Origin of the sequence: Streptomyces sp. NPDC006551 (assembly GCF_040611675.1) — a bacterium.
GTDB lineage: Bacteria > Actinomycetota > Actinomycetes > Streptomycetales > Streptomycetaceae > Streptomyces.
Window position 1 is genome coordinate 1 of sequence record NZ_JBEXOT010000068.1, and the last position, 25,590, is coordinate 25,590.

23 protein-coding genes, 2 tRNA genes and 1 pseudogene are annotated in these 25,590 nt (G+C 73.0%); 16 read left to right on the plus strand and 10 right to left on the minus strand.

What is annotated here, in order from left to right; genetic code table 11:
• Nucleotides 1-215: 215 nt before the first annotated feature.
• Nucleotides 216-779: a GPR1/FUN34/YaaH family transporter gene (locus ABZY12_RS32760; protein ID WP_356896824.1), complete on the minus strand. Its 564-nt coding sequence runs from the start codon at nt 777-779 to the stop codon at nt 216-218.
• A 140-nt stretch (nt 780-919) separates the two neighbouring features.
• Nucleotides 920-1,441, minus strand: coding sequence for a universal stress protein (locus ABZY12_RS32765; protein ID WP_356896826.1), 522 nt, complete (start codon nt 1,439-1,441; stop codon nt 920-922).
• Nucleotides 1,442-1,865: 424 nt separating this feature from the next.
• Here ABZY12_RS32765 and ABZY12_RS32770 point away from each other — a divergent pair, with 424 nt between their 5' ends.
• From ABZY12_RS32770 to ABZY12_RS32790, 5 genes are all read left to right on the plus strand, one after another.
• Nucleotides 1,866-2,138, plus strand: a complete 273-nt coding sequence (locus ABZY12_RS32770; protein ID WP_356896864.1) for a hypothetical protein — start codon at nt 1,866-1,868, stop codon at nt 2,136-2,138.
• Between the two features lie 457 nt (nt 2,139-2,595).
• Nucleotides 2,596-3,765 carry a helix-turn-helix domain-containing protein gene (locus ABZY12_RS32775; RefSeq protein ID WP_356896828.1) on the plus strand — a complete coding sequence of 390 codons (1,170 nt, stop codon included), beginning with the start codon at nt 2,596-2,598 and terminating at the stop codon, nt 3,763-3,765.
• A gap of 122 nt (nt 3,766-3,887) precedes the next feature.
• Nucleotides 3,888-4,490 (plus strand): oligoribonuclease, encoded by a 603-nt coding sequence (gene orn, locus ABZY12_RS32780; protein WP_356896830.1) that lies wholly within the window; start codon nt 3,888-3,890, stop codon nt 4,488-4,490.
• Nucleotides 4,491-4,594: 104 nt separating this feature from the next.
• Nucleotides 4,595-4,667: transfer RNA gene (locus ABZY12_RS32785), tRNA-His, on the plus strand.
• Between the two features lie 177 nt (nt 4,668-4,844).
• Nucleotides 4,845-6,662, plus strand: a complete 1,818-nt coding sequence (locus tag ABZY12_RS32790) for a rhamnogalacturonan lyase (protein WP_356896866.1) — start codon at nt 4,845-4,847, stop codon at nt 6,660-6,662.
• Here ABZY12_RS32790 and ABZY12_RS32795 read toward each other — a convergent pair.
• On the minus strand, nt 6,652-9,291 hold the full coding sequence (locus tag ABZY12_RS32795; RefSeq protein WP_356896832.1) for a cellulose binding domain-containing protein: 2,640 nt from the start codon (nt 9,289-9,291) through the stop codon (nt 6,652-6,654). The genes ABZY12_RS32790 and ABZY12_RS32795 overlap by 11 nt on opposite strands.
• 191 nt (nt 9,292-9,482) lie before the next feature.
• On the opposite strand from ABZY12_RS32795, the gene ABZY12_RS32800 reads away from it, so the two are divergent.
• A complete protein-coding gene (locus ABZY12_RS32800) occupies nt 9,483-10,295 on the plus strand; it encodes an alpha/beta fold hydrolase (RefSeq protein ID WP_356896834.1) in 813 nt (270 codons plus the stop codon).
• 94 nt (nt 10,296-10,389) lie between these two features.
• On the opposite strand, the gene ABZY12_RS32805 is transcribed toward ABZY12_RS32800, so the two are convergent.
• The 3 genes from ABZY12_RS32805 to ABZY12_RS32815 form a co-directional block, all read right to left on the minus strand.
• The gene (locus ABZY12_RS32805; RefSeq protein WP_356896836.1) at nt 10,390-11,877 is read right to left on the minus strand and encodes a cellulose binding domain-containing protein; all 1,488 of its coding nucleotides are present in this window, start codon (nt 11,875-11,877) and stop codon (nt 10,390-10,392) included.
• Nucleotides 11,878-12,021: 144 nt separating this feature from the next.
• On the minus strand, nt 12,022-13,434 hold the full coding sequence (locus ABZY12_RS32810; protein WP_356896838.1) for a HAMP domain-containing sensor histidine kinase: 1,413 nt from the start codon (nt 13,432-13,434) through the stop codon (nt 12,022-12,024).
• Complete coding sequence (locus tag ABZY12_RS32815) at nt 13,431-14,132, minus strand: response regulator transcription factor (RefSeq protein ID WP_356896840.1); 702 nt, start codon at nt 14,130-14,132, stop codon at nt 13,431-13,433. Before ABZY12_RS32815 ends, ABZY12_RS32810 begins: the two co-directional genes overlap by 4 nt.
• Before the next feature lie 78 nt (nt 14,133-14,210).
• On the opposite strand from ABZY12_RS32815, the gene ABZY12_RS32820 reads away from it, so the two are divergent.
• Nucleotides 14,211-14,765, plus strand: a complete 555-nt coding sequence (locus tag ABZY12_RS32820) for a hypothetical protein (RefSeq protein WP_356896842.1) — start codon at nt 14,211-14,213, stop codon at nt 14,763-14,765.
• 11 nt (nt 14,766-14,776) lie between these two features.
• Here the strand turns inward: ABZY12_RS32820 and ABZY12_RS32825 are convergent, their stop codons facing one another.
• A complete protein-coding gene (locus tag ABZY12_RS32825; RefSeq protein ID WP_356896868.1) occupies nt 14,777-15,652 on the minus strand; it encodes a fused MFS/spermidine synthase in 876 nt (291 codons plus the stop codon).
• 282 nt (nt 15,653-15,934) lie between these two features.
• Nucleotides 15,935-16,372, minus strand: coding sequence for a hypothetical protein (locus ABZY12_RS32830; protein WP_356896844.1), 438 nt, complete (start codon nt 16,370-16,372; stop codon nt 15,935-15,937).
• Between the two features lie 225 nt (nt 16,373-16,597).
• Between ABZY12_RS32830 and ABZY12_RS32835 the strand changes: the two genes are divergently transcribed.
• Nucleotides 16,598-17,887, plus strand: coding sequence for a tetratricopeptide repeat protein (locus tag ABZY12_RS32835; protein ID WP_356896846.1), 1,290 nt, complete (start codon nt 16,598-16,600; stop codon nt 17,885-17,887).
• Between the two features lie 90 nt (nt 17,888-17,977).
• Here ABZY12_RS32835 and ABZY12_RS32840 read toward each other — a convergent pair whose 3' ends face one another.
• Nucleotides 17,978-18,571, minus strand: a complete 594-nt coding sequence (locus tag ABZY12_RS32840; protein WP_356896848.1) for a histidine phosphatase family protein — start codon at nt 18,569-18,571, stop codon at nt 17,978-17,980.
• A 122-nt stretch (nt 18,572-18,693) separates the two neighbouring features.
• Between ABZY12_RS32840 and ABZY12_RS32845 the strand changes: the two are divergent.
• The 4 genes and pseudogenes from ABZY12_RS32845 to ABZY12_RS32860 all read left to right on the plus strand — a co-directional run.
• A pseudogene (locus ABZY12_RS32845) lies at nt 18,694-18,844 on the plus strand (PAP2 family protein); the annotation flags it as partial.
• Nucleotides 18,810-19,961 (plus strand): hypothetical protein, encoded by a 1,152-nt coding sequence (locus tag ABZY12_RS32850; protein ID WP_356896850.1) that lies wholly within the window; start codon nt 18,810-18,812, stop codon nt 19,959-19,961. The pseudogene ABZY12_RS32845 and the gene ABZY12_RS32850, both read left to right, overlap by 35 nt.
• A gap of 34 nt (nt 19,962-19,995) precedes the next feature.
• Nucleotides 19,996-21,585, plus strand: a complete 1,590-nt coding sequence (locus ABZY12_RS32855; protein ID WP_356896852.1) for a hypothetical protein — start codon at nt 19,996-19,998, stop codon at nt 21,583-21,585.
• Nucleotides 21,582-22,910: an AAA family ATPase gene (locus ABZY12_RS32860; RefSeq protein ID WP_356896854.1), complete on the plus strand. Its 1,329-nt coding sequence runs from the start codon at nt 21,582-21,584 to the stop codon at nt 22,908-22,910. The genes ABZY12_RS32855 and ABZY12_RS32860 overlap by 4 nt, the downstream gene beginning before the upstream one ends.
• On the opposite strand, the gene ABZY12_RS32865 is transcribed toward ABZY12_RS32860, so the two are convergent.
• Nucleotides 22,872-23,501: a peroxiredoxin-like family protein gene (locus tag ABZY12_RS32865; protein WP_356896856.1), complete on the minus strand. Its 630-nt coding sequence runs from the start codon at nt 23,499-23,501 to the stop codon at nt 22,872-22,874. The two genes, ABZY12_RS32860 and ABZY12_RS32865, sit on opposite strands and share 39 nt — an antisense overlap.
• A gap of 76 nt (nt 23,502-23,577) precedes the next feature.
• On the opposite strand from ABZY12_RS32865, the gene ABZY12_RS32870 reads away from it, so the two are divergent.
• From ABZY12_RS32870 to ABZY12_RS32885, 4 genes are all read left to right on the plus strand, one after another.
• Complete coding sequence (locus ABZY12_RS32870) at nt 23,578-24,192, plus strand: TetR/AcrR family transcriptional regulator C-terminal domain-containing protein (protein WP_356896858.1); 615 nt, start codon at nt 23,578-23,580, stop codon at nt 24,190-24,192.
• Nucleotides 24,193-24,280: 88 nt separating this feature from the next.
• Nucleotides 24,281-24,637: a hypothetical protein gene (locus tag ABZY12_RS32875; RefSeq protein ID WP_356896860.1), complete on the plus strand. Its 357-nt coding sequence runs from the start codon at nt 24,281-24,283 to the stop codon at nt 24,635-24,637.
• Between the two features lie 240 nt (nt 24,638-24,877).
• Nucleotides 24,878-25,513, plus strand: coding sequence for a bifunctional DNA primase/polymerase (locus ABZY12_RS32880; protein WP_356896862.1), 636 nt, complete (start codon nt 24,878-24,880; stop codon nt 25,511-25,513).
• Nucleotides 25,504-25,577: transfer RNA gene (locus tag ABZY12_RS32885), tRNA-Lys, on the plus strand. Before ABZY12_RS32880 ends, ABZY12_RS32885 begins: the two co-directional genes overlap by 10 nt.
• Nucleotides 25,578-25,590 lie beyond the last annotated feature (13 nt).

Consider the following 25,590-nt stretch of genomic DNA (forward strand, 5'->3'; position numbering starts at 1 on the left):
GATCTGGTGCCGTTGCGTGTCGGGAGCTCTCGGGTCAGCCGGCCCGGTGGTTCACCTCCGGGCGCCTGGTGCGTGTGTCGACGGTCGCCCCCTACGCCCTGGGGCGTGGGAGGTACCCCCGCCCGGTCCCTCGTTCCTCGGGACCTGCGCGCGTTCTCCCTTTCGACACCCGCGGCGCCCTTCGGCTCACTCGCCGGACCCCCTGCGTGCCCGCGTCAGCCGGCGGCCGGGGCGCCGCGGCGTGCGCGGCCGAGGGACATCGGCCAGTGGGCCACCGCCGCCGTGGCGCCGTACCAGGCCGCGAGGCCCGCGACCGCGGCGACCCAGCCACCCGCCTTGGCGAGACCGCCGTTGCCGGCGAGTGCGCCGATGCCGAGCAGCAGCAGCGCCACGAACAGCAGGCCGTACACGCCCTGCCCGAACAGACCGCTGCCCGAGGCCGCCAGCGTCAGCGTGAGCGCCAACAGCGCCCACAGCAGCAGGAAGAGCCCGGTCGCCTCGGCCGACGCGCCGCCGCCGACCCCGGTCCCCCAGGTGAACCAGAAGGCGCCGAGCGCCGCGTAGGCGGTGCCGGTGCCGCCGTTGCCCGCGTGCAGGGCGAGCAGGCCGGCGAGGAAGAGTGCCACCCCGCCGACCCAGGTGGCGAGGGCTGCGGCGTCGGACGCCGCGACGTTGTCGATCACACCGGTGCCGCCGAGCCCGAAGGCCAGCAGAGTGAGTCCGAGTGCGAGTTGGCCGAGCATGGAGGTGGTGTTTCCCGCGGCGACGTCATTGTCCACGGCGGGCTCCCTTCAGATGCGCAGTTGTGCTGCTTGGGCCGCTTTGTTCCGGTGACCCTTATCTACCCTTCACAAGCGCACAATTCACCTGAGGATGGCCGAATTTATTGCCGAGCCAAGGCAGTTGAGGGGAGGCGGTGCTACGGAATGACGACGACGGGCCGCTGGGCGCGGCGCGCGAGCCGTCCGGCCACCGAGCCGAAGATCCGGCCGACGATGCCGTGCGTGGAGCCGACCACGATCGCGTCGGCCGAGTACTCCCGGCCGACCTCCTCCAGTTCATGACAGATGTCGCCGCCACGCTCGACGAGGATCCAGGGGACCTCGGAGAGGTAGTCCGCGCAGGCGAGCTCCAGGCCGAGCACCTCGGTGCGGTGGTCCGGCACGTCGACGAAGACGGGGGGCTCGCAACCCGCCCAGACCGTGGTGGGCAGCCGGTTGGCGACATGCACGATGATCAGGCCGGAGCCGGAGCGGCGGGCCATGCCGATGGCGTACGCGAGGGCTCGTTCGCTGGAGGTCGAGCCGTCGAAACCGACGACCACTCCGTGCTGGAACGCGGGATCACAGGAGTGACGTGGCTGTTCCACCGCCAAGGGGTCCACCGTGGAGTCGGCGACGCGCTTGCGGTCCGCGGGTTCGGGGAATTCGTGACCGGCCATCGGTGTCTCGGCGAAGAAGATCCTTCTGGGAAGGGAACGGAACAACGGTTGGCGGCGGAGCTGTGTCCGGGAATCATCTTCCCAAGCCCATACCCCCAAGGGTACGGCGACACTCCTCCCGTGCCCAGAGCCGGCCGTGCTGCGCGCGGCAATCGCACGGCGCCCCAGGGAGCATGCACGAGCCCGTCCCGTTATGGCAATGCCGGTTGCGTCCTACAGGTGTCCGTACGGGGGCCGAACGGACGCCCTCGGCAGTGACCGGAACGTTCCGCTCCTCGTTGCCACTGGTCCAGCCACCGTCGCAGGGAGACCGCCCGTGCCCGCACCATCGGCAGCCACCGCCGCCCAGCCCCCCGTCCCCGCTCCGGCGCGCGGCCGTCGCCGCGCGCCGGGCCGACCGGCGTCGACGGCGCCGGCGGCGGGAGTGACGCCGGAGCCCACGGGAAGAGCGAGGGGCACCGGAGGAGCGGCGGGCGACGTCGTCCGCTGGGCGGTCTTCTGCTGCGTGCTCGTCCCGGTCGTCCTCGTGGTCTACGGCACCTCGCTGGGCGGCGCCGCGGGCGCGGCCCTGGGACTCGTCGCGGTGACGGCGGTCTGCCGCGTGCTGCTGCGCCGCTCCGAGCGCGGGCTGCGGGCCGAGGCCACCGGGCGCCGCGCCCGGCGCTCACCGGGCGGGCGGCGTCACCGTCAGGGCTGACGCGGCCCGCTGCGGCCGTGCTCGCGCCACGACGGCCCGGCGCGCTCCGCCCCGACCTGACGAACCCCCCGTAGAGCTGACAGGTTCGTACACCCACACCCGTATGTTTTCAGCCAACTTCCACACGTCGGCGAGTCCTTGCCGGAACGGCTCCCCAACCCCGTTGCCACCAGGCAAGAAAGCCCCGGGGCGGACCCGCGCACCCTACGGGGACGGGCCATGCACCGAACGCGCACTTCCCTGCGCGGCCCGTGAGTGGAACGCTTCGTGATCGAATGCTTCGCGCCAAGTTGCCTTGTCGACAATGTGCCGGATCGGGAACTTGTCACGCCGGCGGCACGGAACGCAGTAGATTCGATCATGAGTATCGAAGACTGGGGTCTCGTGCAAAACCGAGGGGAAACGTGCAGGAGCGACAGGACCAGGGAGACGCGAACACCGAGGGGGGCTTAGCGTCATGAGCCAGGACTCCGCCGCACCGGAGGCCGCACGGAAGCTTTCCGGGCGCCGCCGTCGCGAAGTCGTCGCGGTGCTGCTGTTCAGCGGTGGCCCCATCTTCGAGAGCTCCATCCCGCTCTCCGTGTTCGGAATCGACCGGCAGGACGCCGGGGTGCCCCGCTACCGGCTGCTCGTGTGCGCCGGCGAGGAGGGCCCGCTGCGGACCACCGGGGGGCTCGAACTCACCGCGCCGTACGGCCTGGACGCGATCAGCCGGGCCGGCACCGTCGTCGTACCGGCCTGGCGGTCGATCACCTCGCCGCCACCGCCGGAGGCGCTCGAAGCGCTGCGCCGGGCGCACGAGGAAGGCGCCAGGATCGTCGGGCTGTGCACCGGGGCGTTCGTCCTGGCCGCCGCCGGCCTCCTGGACGGCCGGCCCGCGACCACGCACTGGATGTACGCGCCGACGCTCGCCAAGCGCTACCCCTCCGTCCATGTGGACCCGCGGGAGCTCTTCGTCGACGACGGCGACGTCCTCACCTCCGCCGGAACCGCGGCCGGAATCGATCTCTGTCTGCACATCGTGCGGACCGACCACGGCGCGGAGGCCGCGGGCGCCCTGGCGCGCCGGCTGGTCGTCCCGCCGCGGCGCAGCGGCGGTCAGGAGCGCTATCTCGACAGGTCTTTACCCGAGGAGATCGGCTCCGACCCCCTCGCGGAGGTCGTCGCCTGGGCGCTGGAGCACCTCCACGAGCAGTTCGACGTCGAGACGCTCGCAGCCCGCGCGTACATGTCGAGGCGGACCTTCGACCGCCGGTTCCGCTCACTGACGGGCTCCGCGCCGCTGCAGTGGCTGATCACCCAGCGGGTGCTGCAGGCGCAGCGACTGCTCGAGACCTCCGACTACTCCGTCGACGAGGTCGCGGGCCGCTGCGGCTTCCGCTCCCCGGTGGCGCTGCGCGGCCACTTCCGGCGCCAGCTCGGCTCCTCGCCGGCCGCCTACCGCGCCGCCTACCGGGCCCGTCGCCCGCAGAGCGAGACGGCCACGGCGGTCATGGACCCGGTCGTGCCCCCGCAGGTCTCCTCCGCGGTCCGGCGCCCGGGAGCCCCGATGGAACAGGGCAAGCCGCAGTCCGACGTGTACGCCGCCGGCCGCCCGGCCCTGCCGGGCCAGCGGAGCGCTCCGTAGACCGCGCGCCACAAGCAGCGCACCGCAAGACGGCGGGCGCCCGGGGACACCCCTGGGCGCCCGTCGGCACGGCGGGCCACGAGCCGGGTCCGATCACCGACCGAACCCATAAGGTAGGACGCATGAACGATCGCATGGTGTGGATCGACTGCGAGATGACCGGGCTCTCGCTGACGGACGACGCACTCATCGAGGTGGCCGCGCTGGTCACCGACTCGGAACTGAACGTGCTCGGCGAAGGGGTGGACATCGTGATCCGCCCGCCGGACGCGGCGCTGGAGACCATGCCGGAGATCGTGCGCCGGATGCACACGACCTCCGGCCTCCTCGACGCCCTGCCCGGCGGCACCACCCTCGCCGACGCCGAGGCCCAGGTCCTGGCCTACGTACGCGAGCACGTCAAGGAGCCCCTCAAGGCGCCGCTGTGCGGGAACTCGGTCTCCACCGACCGCGGCTTCCTCGCCCGGGACATGCCCGCTCTGGAGAGCCACCTCCACTACCGGATCGTCGATGTGTCCTCGATCAAGGAACTGGCCCGCCGCTGGTACCCGAGGGCCTACTTCAACAGTCCGGAGAAGAGCGGCAACCACCGTGCGCTCGCCGACATCCGCGAATCCATCGCCGAGCTGCGCTACTACCGCGAGGCGATCTTCGTCCCGCAGCCCGGCCCGGACTCGGACACCGCCAAGCAGATCGCCGCGCGCCACGTCCTGCCGGCCGAATGAGCCCGCGCTCGCGCCCGACGTAATGCGGGCGCGAGCACCCGCTCGGACCCTGTAGACTTCTTCTCGGCCGGTCGGGGAAACCTTCGGGAAAACCGCCGGTCGTGGTGGGTATAGCTCAGCTGGTAGAGCACCTGGTTGTGGTCCAGGATGTCGCGGGTTCGAGTCCCGTTACTCACCCTGATGGCTCAAGGCCCCGGTTCTTCGGAACCGGGGCCTTGAGCGTTTTCCGGGCAACCGATCCCGGCGCGGCGGCGACTGTGGGGTACGCAACGGCTCTCTTCCCCCGCAGGAGGACTCGTGCAGCACCCGCAACCACCCCGCCCCGCTCGCCGCCGCGGCCTTCCGGCCCTGCTCATGGCCGGTGTCCTCGCCGCCGCCGGGCTCGCCGTCACCACCCCCGGGACGGCGGCCGCCGCCACCGCGCGGCAGGCGGAACGGCTCGACCGGGGCGTGGTCAGCGTCCACACCGGCACCGGCAACCTCGTGAGCTGGCGCTGGCTGGGCACCGACCCTGACACCGTCGCCTTCAACGTCTACCGGGCCGGTACGAAGGTCAACGCCACCCCCGTCACCGCCTCCACCAACTACTTCCACGCCGGCGCGCCCAGCCACGCCGACTACACCGTTCGCGCCGTCGTCGGCGGCGTGGAACAAGGTGACTCCGTCCACGCCGTCCAGTTCCGCACCGGCTACAAGGACGTGCCCCTCACTCCCCCGGCGGGCGGCACCACCCCCGACGGGGTGGCGTACACCTACGAGGCCAACGACGCGTCCGTCGCCGATCTCGACGGGGACGGCGCGCTGGACTTCGTACTGAAGTGGCAGCCGACCAACGCCAAGGACAACTCGCAGTCCGGCTACACCGGCAACACGATCGTCGACGGCATCCGGCTCGACGGCACCCGGCTGTGGCGGATCGACCTCGGCCGCAACATCCGCTCCGGCGCGCACTACACCCAGTTCCAGGTGTACGACTACGACGGCGACGGCCGGGCCGAGGTCGCCATGAAGACCGCCGACGGAACCGTCGACGGGCGGGGCACGGTGATCGGCAGCGCGTCCGCCGACCACCGCAACAGCGGCGGGTACGTCCTGGCCGGGCCCGAGTACCTGACCATGTTCGACGGGCTCACCGGCGCCGCGATGGGCACCACCGGCTACGTCCCCGCACGCGGCACGGTCTCCTCCTGGGGCGACAGCTACGGCAACCGGGTCGACCGGTTCCTCGCCGGAACCGCGTACCTGGACGGTGCCCGGCCCTCGCTCATCATGGCGCGCGGCTACTACACCCGGTCCGTGATCGCGGCCTGGGACTGGCGCGGCGGCCAGTTCACCCGGCGGTGGACCTTCGACAGCAGCTCCTCCACCAACGCCGGCAAGGGATTCGACGGGCAGGGCTCGCACAGCCTGTCCGTCGGTGACGTGGACGGCGACGGCAAGGACGAGATCGTCTACGGGTCGATGGCCGTGGACGACAACGGCAACGGCCTGTGGACCACCAGGACCGGGCACGGTGACGCCCAGCATCTCGGGGACCTCGACCCGTCGACTGCGGGCCTGGAGTACTTCAAGGTGTCGGAGACGTCCTCCCAGCCCTCCGCGCTCTACCTCAACCCGGCGAACGGCACGGTCCGCTGGCAGCTCGCGGCCTGCTGCGACAACGGGCGCGGGCTCGCCGGGGACATCTGGGCGGGGAACGACGGCGCCGAGGTGTGGTCCTCGTCCGACACCTCGATACGGGACGAGGCCGGAGCCGCCAAGGGCCGCGAGCCCTCGTCGGCGAACTTCCTGAACTGGTGGGACGGCGACACCACCCGCGAGCTGCTCGACGGCACCCGGATCGACAAGTACGGCACGGGGGGCGAGACCCGGCTGCTCACCGGCGCCTCGGTCGCCTCCAACAACGGTACGAAGGCGACTCCGGCGCTCTCCGGTGACATCCTCGGTGACTGGCGCGAGGAGGTCGTGTGGCGTACGGCGGACAATCGCGCGCTGCGGATCTACTCCACCCCGCACGAGACCGGTACGAGGATCACGACCCTGCTGCACGACACGATGTACCGCACGGGGCTGGCCTGGCAGAACACCGCCTACAACCAGCCCCCGCACCCGAGTTTCCACCTCGGCGCCGGTATGCGGACCGCCCCGCGTCCGCTGATCACTACCCCGTAGTACAGGAGAGGCCGGTCGGGGCCGGATTCGTCCCCGACCAGGTGCCGTTGAACCCGAAGCTCACCGAACCGCCCGGTGGCACCGAGGCGTTGTAGGAGAGGTTCGTCGCCGTGACCTGGGCCGCTGTCTGGGTCACGGTGGCGTTCCAGGCCTGGTCGACGCTCTGGCCGTGGGGGAAGGTCCAGGCGAGCCTCCAGCCGTTCCAGGCGGAGGAGCCGGTGTTGGTGACGGTCACATCGGCCTGGAAGCCGCCCTGCCACTGGCCGGTGATCTTGTACGCGACCTTGCAGGTACGGGTCGTGGGCGGCGGGTCCGTGGGGGTGTCGCCTCCGCTGCCGGCGGTGTCGCCGTAGATGATCCCCCGGCCGTTGGTGGCGATGTACACCCGCCCGTAGACGCGTGGGTCGCCCGTGATCGCCGCGCCCGTCCAGCCCCACTGGTGGGCCTCGTCGTTGATCCGGACCCAGGTCGCGCCGGCGTCGGTGGAGCGGAAGATGCCGCGCACTCCGCCGATCTTCGCGCTGGTGTAGAGGGCCGGGTAGGTCGCGCCGGGTGCGGCCTTGCCGAAGCCGATCGTGTCCGCCTGCTCGATGGAGCCGACCCGGGTGAACGTCGTGCCCGCGTCGGTGGAGTGCCACAGGCCGTAGGTGCCGTCGGCCGCCCCGCCCGCCAGCCAGAGGTCGCCCGCCCGGCCCGGGACGGCCTTGAAGCGGACGTTGCCCTTCGCCGGGAGGCCGGTGGCCCTCGCGGTGAAGCTCGCACCGCCGTCCGTACTCACGTAGAACGTCCCGGCCTTGAAGCCGTAGAACCGCTTCGGGTCCACCCGGTCGGACTCGACGACCGCGCCCGCCGGGATGCCGGTGGACGCCGTCCACGCACTTCCGGTGCCGGTCTGCACTCCCGTACCGTCCGGGCTCCAGACGAAGCGGCTGCCGTCGGCCGCCGCCGCGACCGTGCCGCCGCCCGTGACGCCCGAAGGCTCCTGACCGGCGCTCCAGTTGACGCCGTTGTCGGTGGAGAAGGCGATCCGGGGGCCGCCGTCCAGGTGTCCCGCCCGGACGACCGTGTTCGGGTTGGTCTCGGCGTAGTCGAGGCTGGTGGTGGAGGTGAAGTTCGGCGAGGTGTACATCATCGAGGGGACCCTGGTGAGGTCCGTGTGGCGAAAGCCGCCGATGTCACCGAGCGCGCTGAGCAGCGGGGCCCCGGAGGGCGGGGACGCGAGGTCGTTGACGGCCGTCTCCTCCAGGCCCTGGACCATCGGCTTGATGGTGAAGGTGCCGCCACTGTCCCATTGACCCAGGTTCTCGGTGCCGTAGACCGTGGCGCCCGTGCCGTACATCATGCGGTCGGAGTCGAACGGGTCGATCTCCAGCGCCTCGGTCATCCACCCCAGTTTCGGGCTCTGTTCGGGCGGTGCCGGGTTCCCGCCCCAGGTCAGCCAGGGCGCGGACGAGACGTCCATGGTGTAGCGGTTGACGCGGTTCGGGTACGAGGAGTAGTCCCACGCCTTGGTCCAGCTCGCGCCGCTGTCGGTGGAGCGGAAGATCTGGGTGTCGGGCCACCAGGAGCTGTAGGCGGAGACCATCACCGTGCCGGGCTTCTGGCGGTCGACGGTCAGTCCGCTGAAGCCGTGATGGGTGTCGGCCTCGGCGACCGGGCTGATGTTCTTCCACTCGCCGGTGGCCGTGGTGTACCGCCAGACCTGGCCCTTGCCGCCGTCGTAGGGGCCGGCCGTGTCGCTGTAGGCGAGGTAGAGATAGCCGTTGCGGGCGTCGAGCACGCCCTTGTGGGCGAGGTGTCCGGTGGGTTGGCCGGGCAGCCGGGTCCAGGTGGCTCCGGCGTCCGTGGAGCGGTAGACGGCGTTCTCCTTGTCGCCCACGCCGACGTAGATCGTCCGGGTCGCCGCCCCAGCCGAGCCGGTGGACTCGTCGAAGGTGACCCAGACGATGCCCTGCCGGTCGGAGTTGTAGCCGCTGGTGTCCGTCGGATCCTGCTGGTAGTCACCGGGGTTGGGGAAGGCGGTGACCTGCGACCAGGTGACTCCGGCGTCGGTGGAGCGCCACAGACCCTTGCCGCTGGGCGCGCCCAGGTACAGCACGCTGTTGCGGTGCGGGTCGATCGCGAGCCGTTCGCCCATGCCCCGGCCCGGCATGTTGCCGCCGAGCTTGAACGGCAGATCGGTCTTCCGCCAGGTCGCGCCCCGGTCGGCGGAGCGCAGCACGGCTCCGTTGCCGGGGTCCCAGTCGTTCGTGTACGTCCCCACCGCCGCGTACACCCGGTCGGGGTCGACGGAATCGGAGGCGAGGCCGATCACTCCGGTGTGCCCCCAGTGGTCCCAGCCGACCGAGTCGAGCAACGGCGTCCAGGTCTTGGTCGCCTGCTCCCAGCGGTAGGCGCCGCCGATGTCGGTACGGGCGTAGGCGAGGTTCTTCTCGGTCCGGTTGAAGACGATGCCGGGGACGAAGCCGCCGCCGTCGATCCGGACGTTCTTCCAGGTGTACGTGTCGGCGGCGGCCGGGGCGGAGGCCGGGACGTCCGCCCGGGCCGCGTGAGCGGCCGGGGGTGCCGCTGCCGCCAGCAGACCGACGGCGAGGGCGAACCCCGCCAGCCGATGGCGTCGTGCGCGCATGGAGGTCTCCTCCAGGGGACGTGGGTGTGGGAGCGCTCCCACTATTGAGGGCCTGTCTGAACACGGTCAAGGTCTGGGAAGAGTCGAAGACATTCGACTGGGTTCACCCATCGAATGCCGCCCACGGGAGGCGTTGTGGAATGCTGGGGCGGCTATTTCGTAACGCTCACTACAGATGCGGGGGCCTTTCCATGACCACGTCCAGGACGACATCCGTGACGGCGGCCGGGAGTGCGGACGGCAGCGCGGACGCGGCCGGCCGCGCGCTGCTGCTGGCGCACGGCTCCGGCGGGGGCATCGAGTCCAACTACGGCCCGATCCGGGAGGCGCTGGCCGCCGGGGGGCGCCGGGTGGTCGGATTCGACCTGCCCGGTACGGGCGCCGCGCCGCGCGCCACGGCTCCGCTGGAGTTGGACGCGCTGGCCGACGGCCTGGTGGCCGCCGCCGACGCGGCGGGCGTGGAGCGTTTCGCCGTCTGCGGCTACTCCCTGGGAACGACGATCGCGATACGGGCGGCGGCCCGGCACCCGGAGCGGGTGACCGCCCTCGTCCTGACCGCGCCGTTCGCCTACGCCGACCACGCGCTGCGGCAGGCGTCCCTGCTCTGGCGGGACCTCGCGGACAGCGGCCGGCACGAGCTGGTGGCCCGTCTCCTCGTTCCCATTGTGTTCAGCCCGGCCATGCTCGATCCGATGACGCCGGAGGTCGTGGAGGGCGTCGTACGGCTGACGGGCGAGTCGATCCCGGCGGGGACGCCCGAGCACGCGGACCTGGTGGCCCGGGCGGACGTCCGGGACGACCTGGCCCGGGTGACCGTGCCCACCCTGGTCGTCTCGACGACCGAGGACCGGCTGGTCGCCCCCACCCTGCACCGGACGGTCGCCGACGGGATCCCCGGCGCGCGCCTGACCGAACTGGCCACGGGCCACGCGCCGTTCGCCGAGAACCCGGCGGTGTGGGGAAAGCTGATCGGCGAGTTCCTGAGCGAGGTGGAGGCGCGGTGAGGGCTGCGCCATGAGGTGCGCGCCCCGGCCGGTGGTGGGGTGGCTCCGGCCGGGGCGCGCGGTGTGGGGGGACCGTGGTGGTCCTGGGCGAGCCCTACTTGTAGGCGGAGAACGCCTTGGTGAAGGCCAGCGGCTCCTGGAGGATCGAGGAGCAGGTGGCGTCCGCGTGATTCACGGCGCCGGCCGCGCACTGCTTGTCGCGGGTCGAGGACCACATCGACAGCCAGCCGATGCCCTTGGACTTCGCGAAGTCCACCAGCTGGGTGGCGTCGTCGACCTTGAAGATCTCGGTCGTGACGTCGTTGACGCCGATCATCGGGGTGACGGCGACGGCCTTCCAGGCGGCCGCGTCGGAGAGGCCGAGGACGCCCTTGATCTGGGCCTGGGTGGCGGTCGCGGCCTGGATCGCGTACTGGCCCATGTCACCGCTGTAGGCCGGTCCGTAGTCCATCGCCATGATGTTGACAGCGTCGACCCGGACACCGTTCTTCCGCGCGTCGGCGAGCAGGTCGACACCCGGCTGGGTCAGTCCCTCGGGCATGACCGGCAGGGTGAAGGAGACGTTCAGGCCGAGGTGGGACTTCTGGAGCTGGGCGATGGCCTGCGAGCGGCGGGTGTTGGCGGCGGTGTCCGGCAGGGCCGCGCCCTCGATGTCGAAGTCCACCTTGGTGAGCTCGTACTGGTCGACGACCTTGCCGTAGGCGGCGGCGAGATCGGTGGAGGTCGCACAGTTCAGGGCGAGCTCATGGCCGGCGGCGCCGCCGAAGGAGACCCGGACGTCGCCGCCCTTGGCCCGCAGGGCACCGATCTGGGCCGCGACCTTGTCGTCGGCGAGGCCGGTGACCCCGCCCCACAGCGGGGCGCAGGCGCCGCCGGAGGTGATGAACGCGAGGTTGAACTCCTTCACCCCCGTCGCGGCGGCGGTGGCGAGCATGTCGTACGACGGGTGGAGGGAGGTGTCGATGTAGGGCGCGTACGTGGCTGCGGCACCCGGGGACCCGGTGGCGGTCGCGGTGGGCTTCGGGGACGCGGTCGGGGTGGCCGGCCGGCTCGGCGTGGCCGACGCGGTGGGTGTCGCTGAGGACGTCGGCGCGGCGGTGGCCGTGGGCTGCCCGGTGGGGCGGCCGCTCGGGGTCGGAGTGGCGCCGCCGACCGAACAGGTGGCCTTGTTGATCAGGCAGTCGGCCGGGTCGCCGGCCTCGCCGGAGGCCGAGGTCACGAAGCCGACGGTGACGGACTGGCCGGGGGTCAGCCGCTTGTTCCAGCTCGCGGGCTTCACGGTGACGTGGCGGCCGGAGACGGTGTGCTCGCCGTTCCACAGGGAGCCGACGGTCGTCCCGGCGGGCAGGTCGAACTCCAGCGTCCAGTCCGACTGGATCGTGGAGGTCTCGTTGGTGATGACGTACTGGCCGGTGTAACCGCCGGCCCAGGAGCTGGTCCTGGTGTAGGCGGCGCCGACGGCCGCCGCCTGGGCGGTGCCGGTGAGCGCGAGGACCGCGCCGCCGATCACCGCCGCCGCGACGACCGCGCCGACGGCCTTGGTCCTGCCGCTCGCCCTGCGCCGGTGCGAACTGGTGCCCATCGCGTGCCTGCCTCTGTGTGCCGGGAGTGGAGGTTGGGGTGCGGCAGCACGCTAGCGAGGGGGAAACGGACAATTGCGTACGAGGAGACCAGGGTTCGGGATTCTTAGGCTCCGCTTAAGGAAGGCATCGGGAGGGCGAAAGGTTCAGCCCTCCGAGGCCCTGCGGACGCCCGGCCCGCCCCGTTTGCGGCGGCCCACCCGGTGCCCGCGCCGGCCCCCCGTACCGCCCGAGCGCCGGCCGTCGAGCCCGATCCAGACGCGGACCTCGGTGCCGCCGAGGACCGAGTGGCCGATGCGGACGTCACCGCCGGTGGACTCGGCCATCCGGCGCACGATGTCCAGGCCGAGGCCGGTGGAGCCGTCGCGATGGCCGCTGTTGCCCCGGGCCAGAGCGGCCGCCGGGTCGGTGATGCCGGGCCCGGCGTCGGAGACCAGGACGATGACGGCGTCGTCGCCGTTGTGGACGTCCACGGAGAAGGCGGTGCCCTCGGGGGTGTGACGGAAGACGTTTCCGAGCAACGCGTCCAGAGCGGCGACGAGTTCGGGGCGGGCGACCGGGATGCGCACCGGGCGCTCGACGCCCGCCACCCGTACCTTGCGGTCCTCGTCCTCGGCGAGCGCGGACCAGAACTCCATCCGCTCCCGTACGACTTCGGAGGCGTCGCAGCCGGCGCCGGGGCCGGTCGCCTGCGTCTGCGGCTTGGCCTCCCTCGCCGTGCGGATGATGGTGTCGACCTCGCGCTCCAGCTGCTCGACGGCGGCCCGGGTCTGTTCGGCGGCCGGACCCGAGCCGAGCGAGGCCGTGTTGAGCCGGAGCACGGTCAGCGGGGTGCGCAGCCGGTGGGAGAGGTCGGCGGCCAGTTCGCGCTCGTTGGCGAGCAGCTGGACGACCTGGTCGGCCATGGAGTTGAAGGCGACCGCGGCCGACTTGAGCTCCGGCGGCCCCTCCTCGGGGACGCGCGCGCCGAGCTTGCCCTCGCCCAGGTCGTGGGCGGCGCCGGCGAGCCGCTGGGCTGGCCGGACCATCCGTACGCCGAGCCGGTCGGCGACGGCGACCGAGCCGACGATCAGTGCGATGCCGACCCCGGCCAGGATCAGCCAGGCGGTGGCGACGCCGTTGGACACCTCGCCCTCGGGGACGAAGAGTTCGACGATCGCGACCCGGCCGGAGCTCAGGGCGGTGGGCTGGAGCAGCGCCGAGCCGCCCGGGACCTCGGCGACGGTGGCCCGGCCCAGCTTCCGGGTGGTCCGCAGGTCCTCCTCGCTCGCCCTGCGCGTCCCGATCAACAGGGCCTTGCCACCCGGCTCGTCGGCGGCCGGGACATGGACGGCCATCCGCCCGGTGGCCCCGTCCTCGGTGGTGGCGACGGCCCGGTCCAGCTCCTCGCGGTCGGTGGTGATCGCGAGCACCGGAGCGAGACCGGCGGCGCGCCGCTCGGCGTTGGAGAAGGCGCGGTCGCTGGCCATCTCCCTGACGACGAGCCCGAGCGGTACCGCGAAGGCGACGACGACCATGACGGTGACGGCCAGCGACACCTTGACGAGCGCCCATCTCACGGCTGGGTCTCCCGGGGCGGCTCCAGCTTGACGCCCACGCCGCGCAGCGTGTGCAGATAGCGGGGACGGGCGGCCGTTTCACCCAATTTCCGCCGCAGCCATGACAAATGTACGTCGATGGTCTGGTCGTCCCCGTAGGACTGCTGCCACACCTCGGCCAGCAGCTCCTTGCGGGGCACGACGACCCCCGGCCGGCCGGCGAGGAAGGCCAGCAGGTCGAACTCCCGCCGGGTCAGGTCGAGCGAGGCCCCGTCGAGCTCCGCCTGGCGCCGCAGCGGGTCGACCGAGAGACCGCCGACCCGGATCACCCGAGACGGCGGCGCCTCCCCCACGGCGGCCCGCGACCGGCGCAGCACGGCGGCCATCCGCGCGGAGAGGTGCTCCACCGAGAAGGGCTTGGTGAGGTAGTCGTCCGCGCCGTCGTTGAGGAGCCTCACGATCTCCGTCTCGTCGTCCCGTGCCGTCGCGATGATCACCGGTACGTCGGTGATCCCGCGCAGCATCTTCAGCGCCTCGGACCCGTCGAGATCGGGCAGTCCGAGGTCCAGGATGACCACGTCGAACCGGAAATGGGCGACCTCGCGCAGCGCCTCCAGGGCCGTGCCGACGCTCCGTACGGTGTGGGAGGCCTCGGTCAGATGCCGGATGAGGGCGGAGCGTACGAACTGGTCGTCCTCGACCACGAGCACACTTGCCATGGCCCGCACCGTACGCCATACGGGGGAACGCGAGGGAAGCTCCACCCTCCGGTGGACCGGTGCGAACGGTGGTGCAGTATGGCCCGGATGCGTAGAGGACTTGTTCACGCCATGGCGTGGTCGCTCGCCACCGGCGCGGCGGTCACGCTCTCGTGGTGGGGCGTGCACACGGTACTGGCCGGCACGGCCTACGACCCGCCCCGCGCCCTGCCCATCCCGGCCGGCAGCACCGGCGCACCGCCCGCCGGGGCCGGTGACCCGCTCGCCTCCTCCACCCGGCGCCCCAGCACGCCCCCGTCCTCCCCGAGCGCCGAGCCCCGCGCGAGCGACAGGCCCACGACGCCCCCGGCCCCGACACCGTCACGCGCGCCGACCGCGTCGAAGCCCACCACAAAGCGGAGCCCCGACGGCGGCGACGTGAAGAGTTACGCCGTGGACGGCGGCCGGGTCGTCTTCGACCTCGGCCCGAGCTCCGCGGAGCTGGTCTCGGCGACCCCCGCGTCGGGCTGGCAGATGCAGGTCTGGAAGCAGCCGACCTGGATCCGGGTCACGTTCACCAAGGACGATCGCGAGCTGTCGGTCTTCTGCGTGTGGCACGACACCGCGCCGCGCGTGGAGATCGAGGACCGCTGACGTACGGACCGCTAGCGGAACGCGGACGCCGGCGGTACGGGAGAGGGCTTGGCGCTGGCGTCGGTGACCGGGGACGCGCCACCGGTGAAGTCGGCGAGCGCCCTGCCGTGCTCGACCCGCCCGGGGTGCGGGTCGGTCGCCACCCGTCGGGTCAGCTCCGCCACGGGGAGCTCGCGGTCGGAGGCGAGCAGCACGGCGTTCCCGAAGCGGCGGCCGCGCAGCACGGTCGGGTCGCCGGTCAGCGCCAGTTCCGTGAAGACGGTGGCGGCGGTCGCGATCTGGCCGCGCAGGTGGGTCAGCGGCGGCCCGTCGGCGAGGTTGGCGGCGTAGAAACCGCCGGGCTTCAGGACCCGGCGGACCTCGGCGAGGAACTCCGTACTGGTCAGATGCGCGGGGGTGCGGGCGCCGCTGAACACGTCCGCGATGATCAGGTCGGCCCACCCGTCCTGCACCTTGGAGAGGCCGGCCCGGGCGTCGGTGGAGCGGACCCGGATGCGGGCGGCCGCGTCGAGGGGCAGTTCGCGGCGGACCAGCTGGACCAGCGGACCGTCGAGCTCCACGATCTGCTGGGTGGACCGGGGCCGGGTGGCGGCGATGTAGCGGGCGAGCGTGAACGCTCCGCCGCCGAGGTGCACCGCCTGGACGGGCCGGTTCGGCGGGGCCGCGAGGTCGGCGATGTGGCCGAGGCGACGCTGGTACTCGAAGGAGAGATGGGCCGGGTCGTCGAGGTCGACGTGCGACTGCGGTGCGCCGTCGATCAGCAGCGTCCAGCCGCGCGGCCGCTCCCGGTCGGGTATGAGCTCCGCGAGCCCGCCGTCGACGGTCTCGACGACGGCGACGGCGCCCGCCACCCGTCCTCGCTGCTTGTTCCTGGCCACGCCCCCCATTATCGGCACTCGCGAGGAAACGCTGCCCGCCGAGCCCTGGCGGGGGCGCGAGGCCGTCGTCAGGCGCGGCGTCGCGGGCCGAGGACCGTGAAGCGGGGCCGGAGGTCAGAGCCCGTTGCCGGGCGCGGCACCACAGTGCCGATCGTGAAGCCGGGCCGGAGGTCAGGCCCCGTCGTCAGGCGCGGCACCACAGTGCCGATCGTGAAGCCGGGCCGGAGGTCAGAGCCCGTCATCGCGCCCGGGGCGGCGGGCCCAGGGCCCGGACGATCCGGCGGTCGGCTCTCAGCGGCAGCCGTCGGCCGCCTCGATCAGGCGGGCCGCCTGGCCCAGGGCCTCGCGGAGCACCGCCGGATCCGTGACCTCGCCCGCGTCGCCGGGGGGCAGCAGCCAGCTCGCGGGTCGCGCGCCGCCGGCGGCCGGTTCGGGGAGCTCCGGCAGCTCGGGGATGCGAAGGCCGCGGCCCGACGTCTGCGTACAGGCGCTGCCCGGCATGTCCCAGCCCTCCGCCGTACCGGGCGGGACCAGGAAGCCGAGGGTGTGGCAGGCCCCGTCGTGCAGCACCGGGCCGACCACCGGAGCGCCGCCCCGGCGCAGGATGTCGACGGCCTCCAGCCCCTGCCGTACGGGCACGGTCACCAGGTCGCAGACCTCGCCGTGCGGGGTGCCGGCTTCCGGGGTGGGCGCGTGCCGCTCGGTCGACTGCGATCCGATCTCCACCATGGGGACCCCTCCTCGCTCCTGAGAAGACACGTTCCGTCTCTCCGCATGGTTCAACGCCCCTGCGCGTCAACGGCTACGGCGGCACGCCGCCGCAAAGGATGGCAGTTCATGGCAGATCTCAAGCGAGATATCCGATTTGTAGCCAAACTCCGCGTGTGCGCCCGGTCACAGCAGGTACGTTCTTGCCCCGCCGGAACACCGGCAGCACCAGGAGAGGGCTCGGCCATGGCGATGTCACGGGCAGTTCCCAATCTCGCCTTTCGCAGGCTCCGCGGGCAGCAGTCACCGGCGGAGTTCGCCGCCGCGGTCCGCCGGGCCGCGCGGGAGATCGGCGAGCAGGTCGCCTGCGACGCCCGCTACATCGGACGCGTGGAGGCGGGCGAGATCCGCTGCCCCAACTACGCGTACGAGCGGGTGTTCCTGCACATGTTCCCCGGTCTGGGCCTGGCGGACCTGGGCTTCTCGGCGCGGGAGACGGTACGCGGCCGACGGTCCGCCGTCGTGGCCGGGGCACCGCTCGCGCCCGCCATCACGACCCGGAACGATGAGGAGAGCGACGTGCTGCGTCGCGCATTCATGACGAGCGGCACCGCCACCGTGGCGGCCGCCTCGCTGGGACTGGGCGGCACGGCCGCCGCGATCCCCGCCCCTCGCGCAACCCACAGGATCGGCGAGACGGAGGTGAGGGCCGTCGAGGAAGCCGTCCGGCGGATCCGGCTGCTCGACGACCGGCACGGCGCCGAGGGGCTCTACAAGGCGGCCGCCCAGCCGCTGCGGGCGGCCTACGCCCTGCTCGACGCCGGCACCGCGACCCGCCGCTCCACCGAGGACCGGCTGCAGGCGGGCGCCGGCGAACTGGCCATCTCCGTCGGCTGGCTGGCCCACGACTCGGGCCGCCTCGACGACGCCCGCTCCCACTACGCCGAGGCCCTCGCCACCGCGCGCGTGGCCGGTGATCCGGCCCTGGAGGCGCACGCGTTCTGCAACACGTCGTTCCTGGCCAGGGACGCGGGGCGGTACCGGGAGGCGATCCGGGCGGCCCAGGCGGGGCTGCGCGCGGCGCAGCCGCTCAACTCGGCCCGGCTGCTCTCGCTGCTCACCCTGCGGGAGGCGGGAGCGTGGGCGGGGCTCGGCGACCGGGCCGCCTGTGAACAGGCCCTCGGCCGCGCCCATGGCCTGTTCGCCCGGGGCCCCGTCGACAGCGACCCGGAGTGGATGTCCTTCTTCGGGGAGCCGGAGCTGGAGGCGCTGGAGGCCCAGTGCTGGTCGGCGCTGGGCGACTGGGGCCGCGCGGCCCGCCACGCCCACCGCGCGACGGTCCTGCAGAACCCCCATTTCGCCCGCAACCTCGCCCTCTACCGCGCCCAGCTGGCGAGCGACCTCGCCCACGCGGGCCGCCGGGACGAGGCTGCGGAGGAAGCCGGGCGCGTGGTGGACGCGCTGGGCGAGGTCCAGTCGTCCCGCATCCGCCGCATGCTGGCGGCGACCCAGAGGGTCCTGGCGACGACCTCCTGACTCCGGTCCCGGCGGCGGGCCCGGAGGCCCTACTCCAGGTGCCCCATGTCGTTCTCCCGACTCCGGTCCCGGCGGCGGGCCCGCAGGCCCCTACTCCAGGTGCCCCGTGTCGTTCCAGCGCTCGACCGCGGGCGCGCCGTAGGCCCAGCCCAGGACCGACAGGCTGGTCGGGTCGAGACGGATGCGGGAGCCGAAGGAGATGTCCTCGCCCAGCCAGCGCGCGCCGATCGTCCGCAGGATGTGACCGTGCGCGAAGACGAGCACGTCCCGGTCCGCCGACCGCGCCCACTCCACGACCTCGTCGGCGCGCGCCGAGACCTGTTCCCGGGTCTCCCCCTCGGGGACGCCGTCTCGCCAGAGCAGCCAGCCCGGGGCGCGGTCCTGGATCTGGGCCGGGGTCAGGCCCTCGTACGCGCCGTAGTTCCACTCCATCAGCGCGTCCCACTCCCGAGCCCGCTCGCCGAAGCCGGCGATGTCGCAGGTCTCACGCGCGCGTGCCAGCGGGCTGGTGCGTATCTCCAGCTCCGGCAGGCCGTTCCACGGCGCCCTGTGCAGCCGTTCGCCGAGCAGCTTCGCGCCGCGCCGGCCCTCGTCGAGCAGGGGGATGTCCGTCCTGCCGGTGTGGCGTCCGAGCAGCGACCATTCGGTCTGGCCGTGCCGGGCGAGCAGGATGCGCGGTGCCATGGAGGCTCTCCCTGGGGTACTTCGGGTTCACAAGCGGGTGCTCCCCCCATCATCGCCCACGTGAACGACGGGCAACGCCCGGGCGACCCTCCGTCGCCCCCGCCCCGCGGCCGCGTCCGGAGGCGGCCGCGACGGGGCTCGGTCCGCTGCTCACCCGCGCCCGCGACGGGGCTCGCGGACCGAGTGCTTCGTCCCGGGCGGGCCCCACTTGTCAGTGGCGGATGCGAGACTTCCGCGGGTGAGCGAATCCCTGGGCAGCGGAGCTCCTCGGCCTCCGCAGACGACACTCCGGCACCGGCTCGCCGAGCTGCGCGGACCGGCCGCCGTGCCGCACCCGCTGGATGCGCGGGCGCTGGCCGCCCTGGCCGCCAACCCCGGCTGCCGGCGGCGCGCGCTGCTCGACGGCGCCGGGGTCGACAAGAGCGCGCTGGCGTCGAAGCTCGGCGCGCCGGCGGCGTTCGGCCAGTCTCAGTTCGCGTTCATGCGGGGCAACGCCTTCGAGGCGAAGGTCAAGGCGGACGGCGGCCGTGAGCTGCTGCGACTGCTCGGGATCGACGACCCGGGGACGGTGCGGGTGCCGGATCTGGCGGCGGCCGGGCCCGAGGGACGGGCGGCCCGCACGGCGCTCGCGCTGCGCGAGGCGACCGGGGCCGGCGGGTGGACGCTGCTCGACCACCCGATGCTGGCCCTGGAGGTGGCGGGCTCCCCGGCCTATCTGGAGCCGGACGCGGTCGTGGTCCACCCCGACGGGCGGTGGACGGTCGTGGAGATCAAGTCCTTCCCGATGATCGACGGTTCGGCGGACGCCTCGAAGGTCGGCGCGGCCGCCCGGCAGGCGGCGGTGTACGTCCTGGCCCTGGAGCGGGTGGCGGCGCTGACTCAGGGCGCGGCGGTGGCGCACTCGGTGCTGCTGGTCTGCCCGAAGGACTTCTCCAACCTGCCGACCGCCTCCGTGGTGGACGTGCGCAAGCAGCTGTCGGTGACCCGTCGCCAGCTGGCCCGGCTGACCCGTGTGGAGGAGATCGCGGACGCCCTGCCGGAGGGTGTCACCTTCGATGTGGAGGGGTGCTCGGCGGAGCAGCTGGCGGAGGCCGTGGAGGCGGTGCCGCACGCGTACGCGCCGGAGTGCCTGTCCGCGTGTGAGCTGGCCTTCCACTGCCGGGAGCGGGCGCGCCTCGCGGGCGCGGTGGAGGCGCTGGGCCGGTCGGTGCGCGGTGAGCTCGGCGGGCTGACGACGATCGGGGAGGTCCTGGCGGTGGCTCGCGGCGAGGCGGGCGACCCGGACGATCCGACCGTGGAAGCGGTACGCCGGGCGGCGGCGCTTCGGGCGGAGGCGCTGGCGTACGCGCCCGCGCGGGCTCCGAGGGAGACCGTCGAATGCCCCTGCTGACCACACACCCGCGCGCCACCGGAGAGGCCCCGGCATGTCGCTGATCTCCACCCTCGCCCGTCTGGAGGCCGTCGAGTCGGGGCTGGCCCGGCCGCTGGCCACCGTCCGGCACCGGCATCTGTCGGACCGGCCCCTCGTCCTCGTGCCGCTGACCACGGCGGGTGAGGCGGGTGCCCCGCTCGGAGCCCTGGTCGGGTCCGACCGCGAGGAGCCGCGTCTCCTCGTCGTGGCGCAGCCCCGCGACCGGGACCTGCGGTTCGCGTTCCTCGCCGACCTGGCCGGGGAGGTCCTGCCGTACATCGACTCGTTCACCGACGCGGTCGAGGCGGCGGAGAGGAACGAGACCGATCCGGAGACCGGCAAGAAGGTGAAGGTCGAGGTCGAGCTGTGCGCGGACGCGCCGCAGCTGATCGTGCCGAGCCGGGCGGGCATCGAGTACGTACGGCTGCTCGGGCGGTCGATGCGGTTCCGGCGGACGGCCGAGCAGGATCCTGAGACGCCGTTCCCGGCGCCGCCGCGGGTGCCGCTCCTCGGCCGCTGGCTGACGCACTTCGGGGAGCGGGCCCGGGTGCCGGGCTCCTCGCTGCTGCTGTCGGCGACGGATCTGCTGAACCGGCACTGGGCGACGGGCCAGTCCTCCCTGGAGGACCAGCACCTGGGGGCGCTGCTGGCCTGGATCGATCCCCCGGAGGGAAGGTCCGGTGCCGAGGCGGCGCTGCGGGCCGAGCTGGGCCGGGACCGCGACGGGCAGTTGCTCTGCCCACCGGCCGGCCCGGCCACGGACCCGGCCTTCGACAACCGGCTGCTCGCGCCCGCGATCGAGCGTTTCGACCGGGCCCGGCAGGCGCTGGCGTCGGCCGAGGACGGGGAGGGCGCCGACGAGCGGCTCGGTGAACTGCACCGTGCGGAGCGGGAGATCCGCCGTCTGATCGTCTCCCAGCTGAAGCCGACCTGGGAGGCGGTGTGGCGGTCGCTCGACCTGCTGCGGGAGCTGCCGGAGGGGGCGCGGGTGGCGGACCGCTGGACGCGCGACCGCTGGTCCTTCACCGGCCATCGCGACCGGGTCGTGGCCGGCGAACCGCCGCAGCCTCGCCGGGACGACGCGGTGACGGCGGCCCAGAAGCTGGCGGCGCGCGAGTCCGCGCAGGGGCAGCTGGAGGCGCAGGAGGCCCTCGACGATCCGCTGGTGCTCGCCGGGCGGCGGCTCTCGGGCGAGGCGTTCGTCGCCGAGGTGGTGGACGTGACGATGGCCTGGTCGGAGTCGAAGCGGCCTTCGCCTCGCCCGCTGCTCACGGTCCGCACGGACGACCGGCCGCATCTGGGGGACCGGATGAAGGTGTACCGCTCGCTGGAGGGCAAGCCGCAGACGGCGGAGTTCGTTCGGTACGAGGAGGACGGCTCGCTGGTGCTGCGGATCACCGACCGGATGGGGCGGTCCAAGGAGCCGGCGGAGGGGTCGGTGCCGGAGAAGGGCGAGCGGATCGCCTGGACGCTGTTCGAGCACGACCAGCGGGTGGGCGCGAAGCTGCCGGACCCGGAGGAGACGCCCTGGACGCACGGCGGACCTCCGCGCTCCGACGCCGCCGAACTGCCCGACGCCGTGACCACGGAGGACGTGCTGTGACCTTCGATCCTTCCGCCGAGGCCGCCCGTGCGACGGACGGCATCCTGACCGACACCCTGCACGGCAGCGCCCGCGGAGTCGTCGTGGACTCCCCGCCGGGCGCGGGCAAGTCGACGCTGGTGGTGCGCGCGGCGCTGGAACTGGCCGCCGCTGGGCGGCCGTTGATGGTCGTCGCGCAGACGAACGCGCAGGTGGACGATCTGGTGCTGCGGCTCGCGGAGAAGCAGCCGGACCTTCCGGTGGGCCGGCTGCACTCCAACGACAGCGACCCCTACGACAAGGCGCTCGACGACCTGGAGAACGTACGGAAGTCGTCGAAGGCGGGCGATCTGGCCGGTCTGGACGTGGTCATCTCGACGGCCGCGAAGTGGGCGCATGTGAAGAACGTCGAGCCGTGGGCGCACGCGATCGTGGACGAGGCGTACCAGATGCGCTCGGACGCGCTGCTCGCGGTGGCGGGGCTCTTCGAGCGGGCGCTGTTCGTCGGCGACCCTGGGCAGTTGGATCCTTTCTCGGTGGTCGGCGCGGAGCAGTGGGCGGGGCTTTCGTACGACCCCTCCGCCAGCGCGGTCTCCACCCTCCTGGCCCACAATCCGGAGCTGCCCCAGCACCGGCTGCCGGTGTCGTGGCGGCTTCCGGCGTCGGCGGCGCCGCTGGTGTCCGACGCGTTCTATCCGTACACGCCGTTCCGCAGTGGTACGGGCCACGGGGAGCGGCGGCTCACGTTCGGGGTGGCCTCGGACGGTTCGGGCCCGGACCGGGTCCTGGACGAGGCGGCCGCGTCGGGGTGGGGCCTGCTCGAACTGCCGGCCCGGCACACCCCGCGCACGGACCCGGAGGCGGTACGGGCGGTGGCACTGGTGGTGCGCCGGCTCCTGGACCGGGGCGGCGCCGCCGTGTCGGAACGGGGCCCCGACCCCGTGCCGCTCACAGCCGACCGGATCGCGGTCGGCACGGCCCACCGCGACCAGGCGGCGGCGGTCCGGGCGGCGCTGGCGGAGCTGGGTGTCGTGGGGGTGACCGTGGACACCGCGAACCGTCTCCAGGGCCGGGAGTACGACGTGACGGTGGTCCTCCACCCCCTGTCGGGCCGCCCGGACGCCACGGCCTTCCATCTGGAGACGGGCCGCCTGTGCGTCCTGGCCTCCCGCCACCGCCACGCCTGCGTCGTGGTCTGCCGCGCGGGCGTCGCGGACCTGCTCGACGAACATCCGTCGACGGAGCCGGTCCAGCTGGGCGTGACGGTGAAGTTCCCGGACGGCTGGGAGGCGAACCACGCGGTCCTCTCACACCTCGCGGAGCACCGGATCACCTGGCGCCCCTGACCCACCGACGGTCGCGGCCGTCCCGGCTGTCGCGGCGGAGGCGAGGGCGAGGAGTTCGTCCACGGCCCACTGGTCGTCGACGTGTTCGCCGTACTTCGCGGCGACGATCCGGCCGTCGCTCCCGATCAGGAAGTCCGCGGGCAGGCCCAGCCGTCCGCCGTTCGGACGGAGTACGGGCGGCTTCTCGCGGCCGCGCAGCATTCCCCAGGTGCCGAGGAGAACGGCCCGGGCCATCGGCCCCCACGCCCGAGGGGAGAGCAGGGCCCGGGGCATGGACTCCACCCCGAACGCGGTGTACAGCAGCTTGTCGGGGTCGGCGACGACCGGGAAGGGCAGGCCCTCCAGGTGCGGCCGCAGCTCCCCGGGCGGTGAGTGGAAGACGACGACCTCGCGGATGCCGGCCGCCTCGATCTCCTCGTGCCGCCGTACCACCGACCGCAGGTGCAGATGACAGACGGGACAGCCGGCGAAGCGCCGGAACTGCAGATGGATGAGCCGGTCAGGGTCCGGGACGGCCACCGGGGGACCGAGGAGCGGGTCGAGCGTGCGGACGGGGGCGAGGGAGCCGGGCCGCAACAATCCTCCGGGCATGCGCATGAGCACCTCTCTCGTAGGCGTACGGCGTACTCCTAACAGGGTAGGCGTAAGGCGTACGCTGTCAACCGTCATGCCACGCCCGCGCTCTCTCACCCAGGACCAGGTCGCCGCCGCCGCACTCGCCGTCATCGACCGCGACGGGCTCGCCGGCCTCTCGATGCGCACCGTCGCCAAGGAGCTCGGACTGAGCACCATGGGGCTCTACCGGTACGTCGCCGACCGCGACGAACTCGAGGGGCTCGTCGTCGAGCGAGTGCTGAGCTCCGTCGATCCCAGCCCGCCCGCCGCGGACGGCCCGTGGCGCGAGCGGGTCGAGACCATGGTCCGGCGGCTGCGCGACAGCGTGCGCGCCCATCCCGCCGCCGTCCCGCTGACCGTCACCCACCGGCACCGACTGCCGGGACTGCTGCGCTGGTCGGAGACGGTCCTCGGCCTCCTCGCCGAGGCGGGCGTCGAGGGCGAGCGGCGGGTCGTCGCCCTGCGCGGACTGCTGTCGTACGTCGTCGGGGCGATCCAGCTCGAGCACCTCGGCTCGCTGTCCGGCGCGGGCACGGTGGTCATCTCCGAGCTGCCTCAGGACCGCTTCCCGTACATGGCGGAGGCCGGCCGCCGTGCGCGCGGGATCGACGCCGACCGGGAGTTCTTCGGCGGGCTCACGGTGTTTCTGCGCGGGCTCGACGGCTGACGGGTCCGCGCCCTCTTGCGCGAGGCGGGACAATGGGAGACGACGGCCCGGGTGTCCGGGCCGTGTGTGTGCGAGGAGGAGAAGGACGATGGCGGAATCCGCGGAGCGGAACGGGCAGCGGCGGCTCCGGCCCGCACCGCTGATCTTCGAGCCTGCCGAGGCGACCGCCGACCCCGAGCACTTCTTCGACCTGGAGTCGATGGACGACCCGCGCGAGCTGCTCGCCCGGGCGACCGAGCTGACGCTCGCCTTCCGCGCGGCGACGGACCGGGCGATCGAGTTCCAGGCGATCGCGGCGGCCCAGCTCACCGACCCGCGGCGGTTCGACCGGCTGACGCCGGCGGACGTCGCCGAGCGGGCCGAGTGGACCGAGGACTACGCCCGCAAGATGATCGAGTTCGGCCGCGATCTGATCCGCCAGGGCAACCACGCGCCGGAGGACTGAGCCCGGAGGTCCGAAGCCCACGGGCCCGCTTCCACGGCCCGCGCGGGGGGCCATCGCCCATGGCCCGTTCCTGAGCCTTCGGACCTTGCCGCACCGCCCGCCCGGCATGCCTCGTGGACGCGCCTCCGCCACCACCCGGGGGCATATGCCGGGGCGAAAGATACTCCTCCCCTCACCTCCCTGTCCGGGTTTTCGGCAACCCTGGGAAACGGCACCGTCACTCCCGGTAGATCTGGCTCCATGAGCGCATGGCTGCGAGACGAATCCCCGACCGACCGGTCCGACATCTTCCGGTTCCTCCGCGAGCAGGACGAGGGGCGGCACCACACCGCCCACGTCACGGCCGACGGAGCCGGCTGGCTCGCCTCCGCCGCCTCGTACCCGCGTTCCACGCTCGCGCTCTGGGAGGCGAGGCCCACCGCCCCCGCCGTCCTCCCCTGCGGGACCGTCTTCGACGTCGTGAACGTGGACACGATCTTCGGGCGCCGGATGCTCGACCAGCTCTGGTCGGAAGGCCCCGGCACCGGTCCCGTCGCCCTCCACCGGGGCCGGATGCTGCTCTTCGCCGCCCCGGGAACCGCCCAGCGGTTACCGGCCCTGCTCGACTGGGAGGAGTGGGGCGACGCCGTGCCCCCGCCGCTCTGTCACGGCACCGGTGACGCCGTGACCATCCCCCCGCTCTCCCCGCTCCAGCCCACCGGCCCCCGCTGGGTCGTCGCTCCCGACACCCGCCACCCGTGGCTCCCGGGGCCCGAGATCATGCTCTGGGCCTGCGTCCGGGCGGTCCGCGCCGCCTCCGCCGCCGACGTGCGGATATCGATTTTTCCTCCCGCCGATCAGGATGCTAAGGTCTACGACGTCAGCAGGCGCCGCTAGCTCAGTTGGTTAGAGCAGCTGACTCTTAATCAGCGGGTCCGGGGTTCGAGTCCCTGGCGGCGCACAGACGGAAGAAG

Bases quoted from the DNA above. Each gene is read 5' to 3' on its own strand.
- ABZY12_RS32815 (WP_356896840.1), bottom strand. From the start codon at position 14,132: ATGGCAAGTGTGCTCGTGGTCGAGGACGACCAGTTCGTACGCTCCGCC.
- ABZY12_RS32775 (WP_356896828.1), top strand. From the start codon at position 2,596: ATGAGCCAGGACTCCGCCGCACCGGAGGCCGCACGGAAGCTTTCCGGG.
- ABZY12_RS32765 (WP_356896826.1), bottom strand. From the start codon at position 1,441: ATGGCCGGTCACGAATTCCCCGAACCCGCGGACCGCAAGCGCGTCGCC.
- ABZY12_RS32855 (WP_356896852.1), top strand. From the start codon at position 19,996: ATGTCGCTGATCTCCACCCTCGCCCGTCTGGAGGCCGTCGAGTCGGGG.
- ABZY12_RS32790 (WP_356896866.1), top strand. From the start codon at position 4,845: ATGGCCGGTGTCCTCGCCGCCGCCGGGCTCGCCGTCACCACCCCCGGG.
- orn (WP_356896830.1), top strand. From the start codon at position 3,888: ATGAACGATCGCATGGTGTGGATCGACTGCGAGATGACCGGGCTCTCG.
- ABZY12_RS32840 (WP_356896848.1), bottom strand. From the start codon at position 18,571: ATGGCACCGCGCATCCTGCTCGCCCGGCACGGCCAGACCGAATGGTCG.
- ABZY12_RS32875 (WP_356896860.1), top strand. From the start codon at position 24,281: ATGGCGGAATCCGCGGAGCGGAACGGGCAGCGGCGGCTCCGGCCCGCA.
- ABZY12_RS32825 (WP_356896868.1), bottom strand. From the start codon at position 15,652: ATGGGGGGCGTGGCCAGGAACAAGCAGCGAGGACGGGTGGCGGGCGCC.
- ABZY12_RS32865 (WP_356896856.1), bottom strand. From the start codon at position 23,501: ATGCCCGGAGGATTGTTGCGGCCCGGCTCCCTCGCCCCCGTCCGCACG.
- ABZY12_RS32880 (WP_356896862.1), top strand. From the start codon at position 24,878: ATGAGCGCATGGCTGCGAGACGAATCCCCGACCGACCGGTCCGACATC.
- ABZY12_RS32805 (WP_356896836.1), bottom strand. From the start codon at position 11,877: ATGGGCACCAGTTCGCACCGGCGCAGGGCGAGCGGCAGGACCAAGGCC.
- ABZY12_RS32830 (WP_356896844.1), bottom strand. From the start codon at position 16,372: ATGGTGGAGATCGGATCGCAGTCGACCGAGCGGCACGCGCCCACCCCG.
- ABZY12_RS32835 (WP_356896846.1), top strand. From the start codon at position 16,598: ATGGCGATGTCACGGGCAGTTCCCAATCTCGCCTTTCGCAGGCTCCGC.
- ABZY12_RS32795 (WP_356896832.1), bottom strand. From the start codon at position 9,291: ATGCGCGCACGACGCCATCGGCTGGCGGGGTTCGCCCTCGCCGTCGGT.
- ABZY12_RS32800 (WP_356896834.1), top strand. From the start codon at position 9,483: ATGACCACGTCCAGGACGACATCCGTGACGGCGGCCGGGAGTGCGGAC.
- ABZY12_RS32870 (WP_356896858.1), top strand. From the start codon at position 23,578: ATGCCACGCCCGCGCTCTCTCACCCAGGACCAGGTCGCCGCCGCCGCA.
- ABZY12_RS32820 (WP_356896842.1), top strand. From the start codon at position 14,211: ATGGCCCGGATGCGTAGAGGACTTGTTCACGCCATGGCGTGGTCGCTC.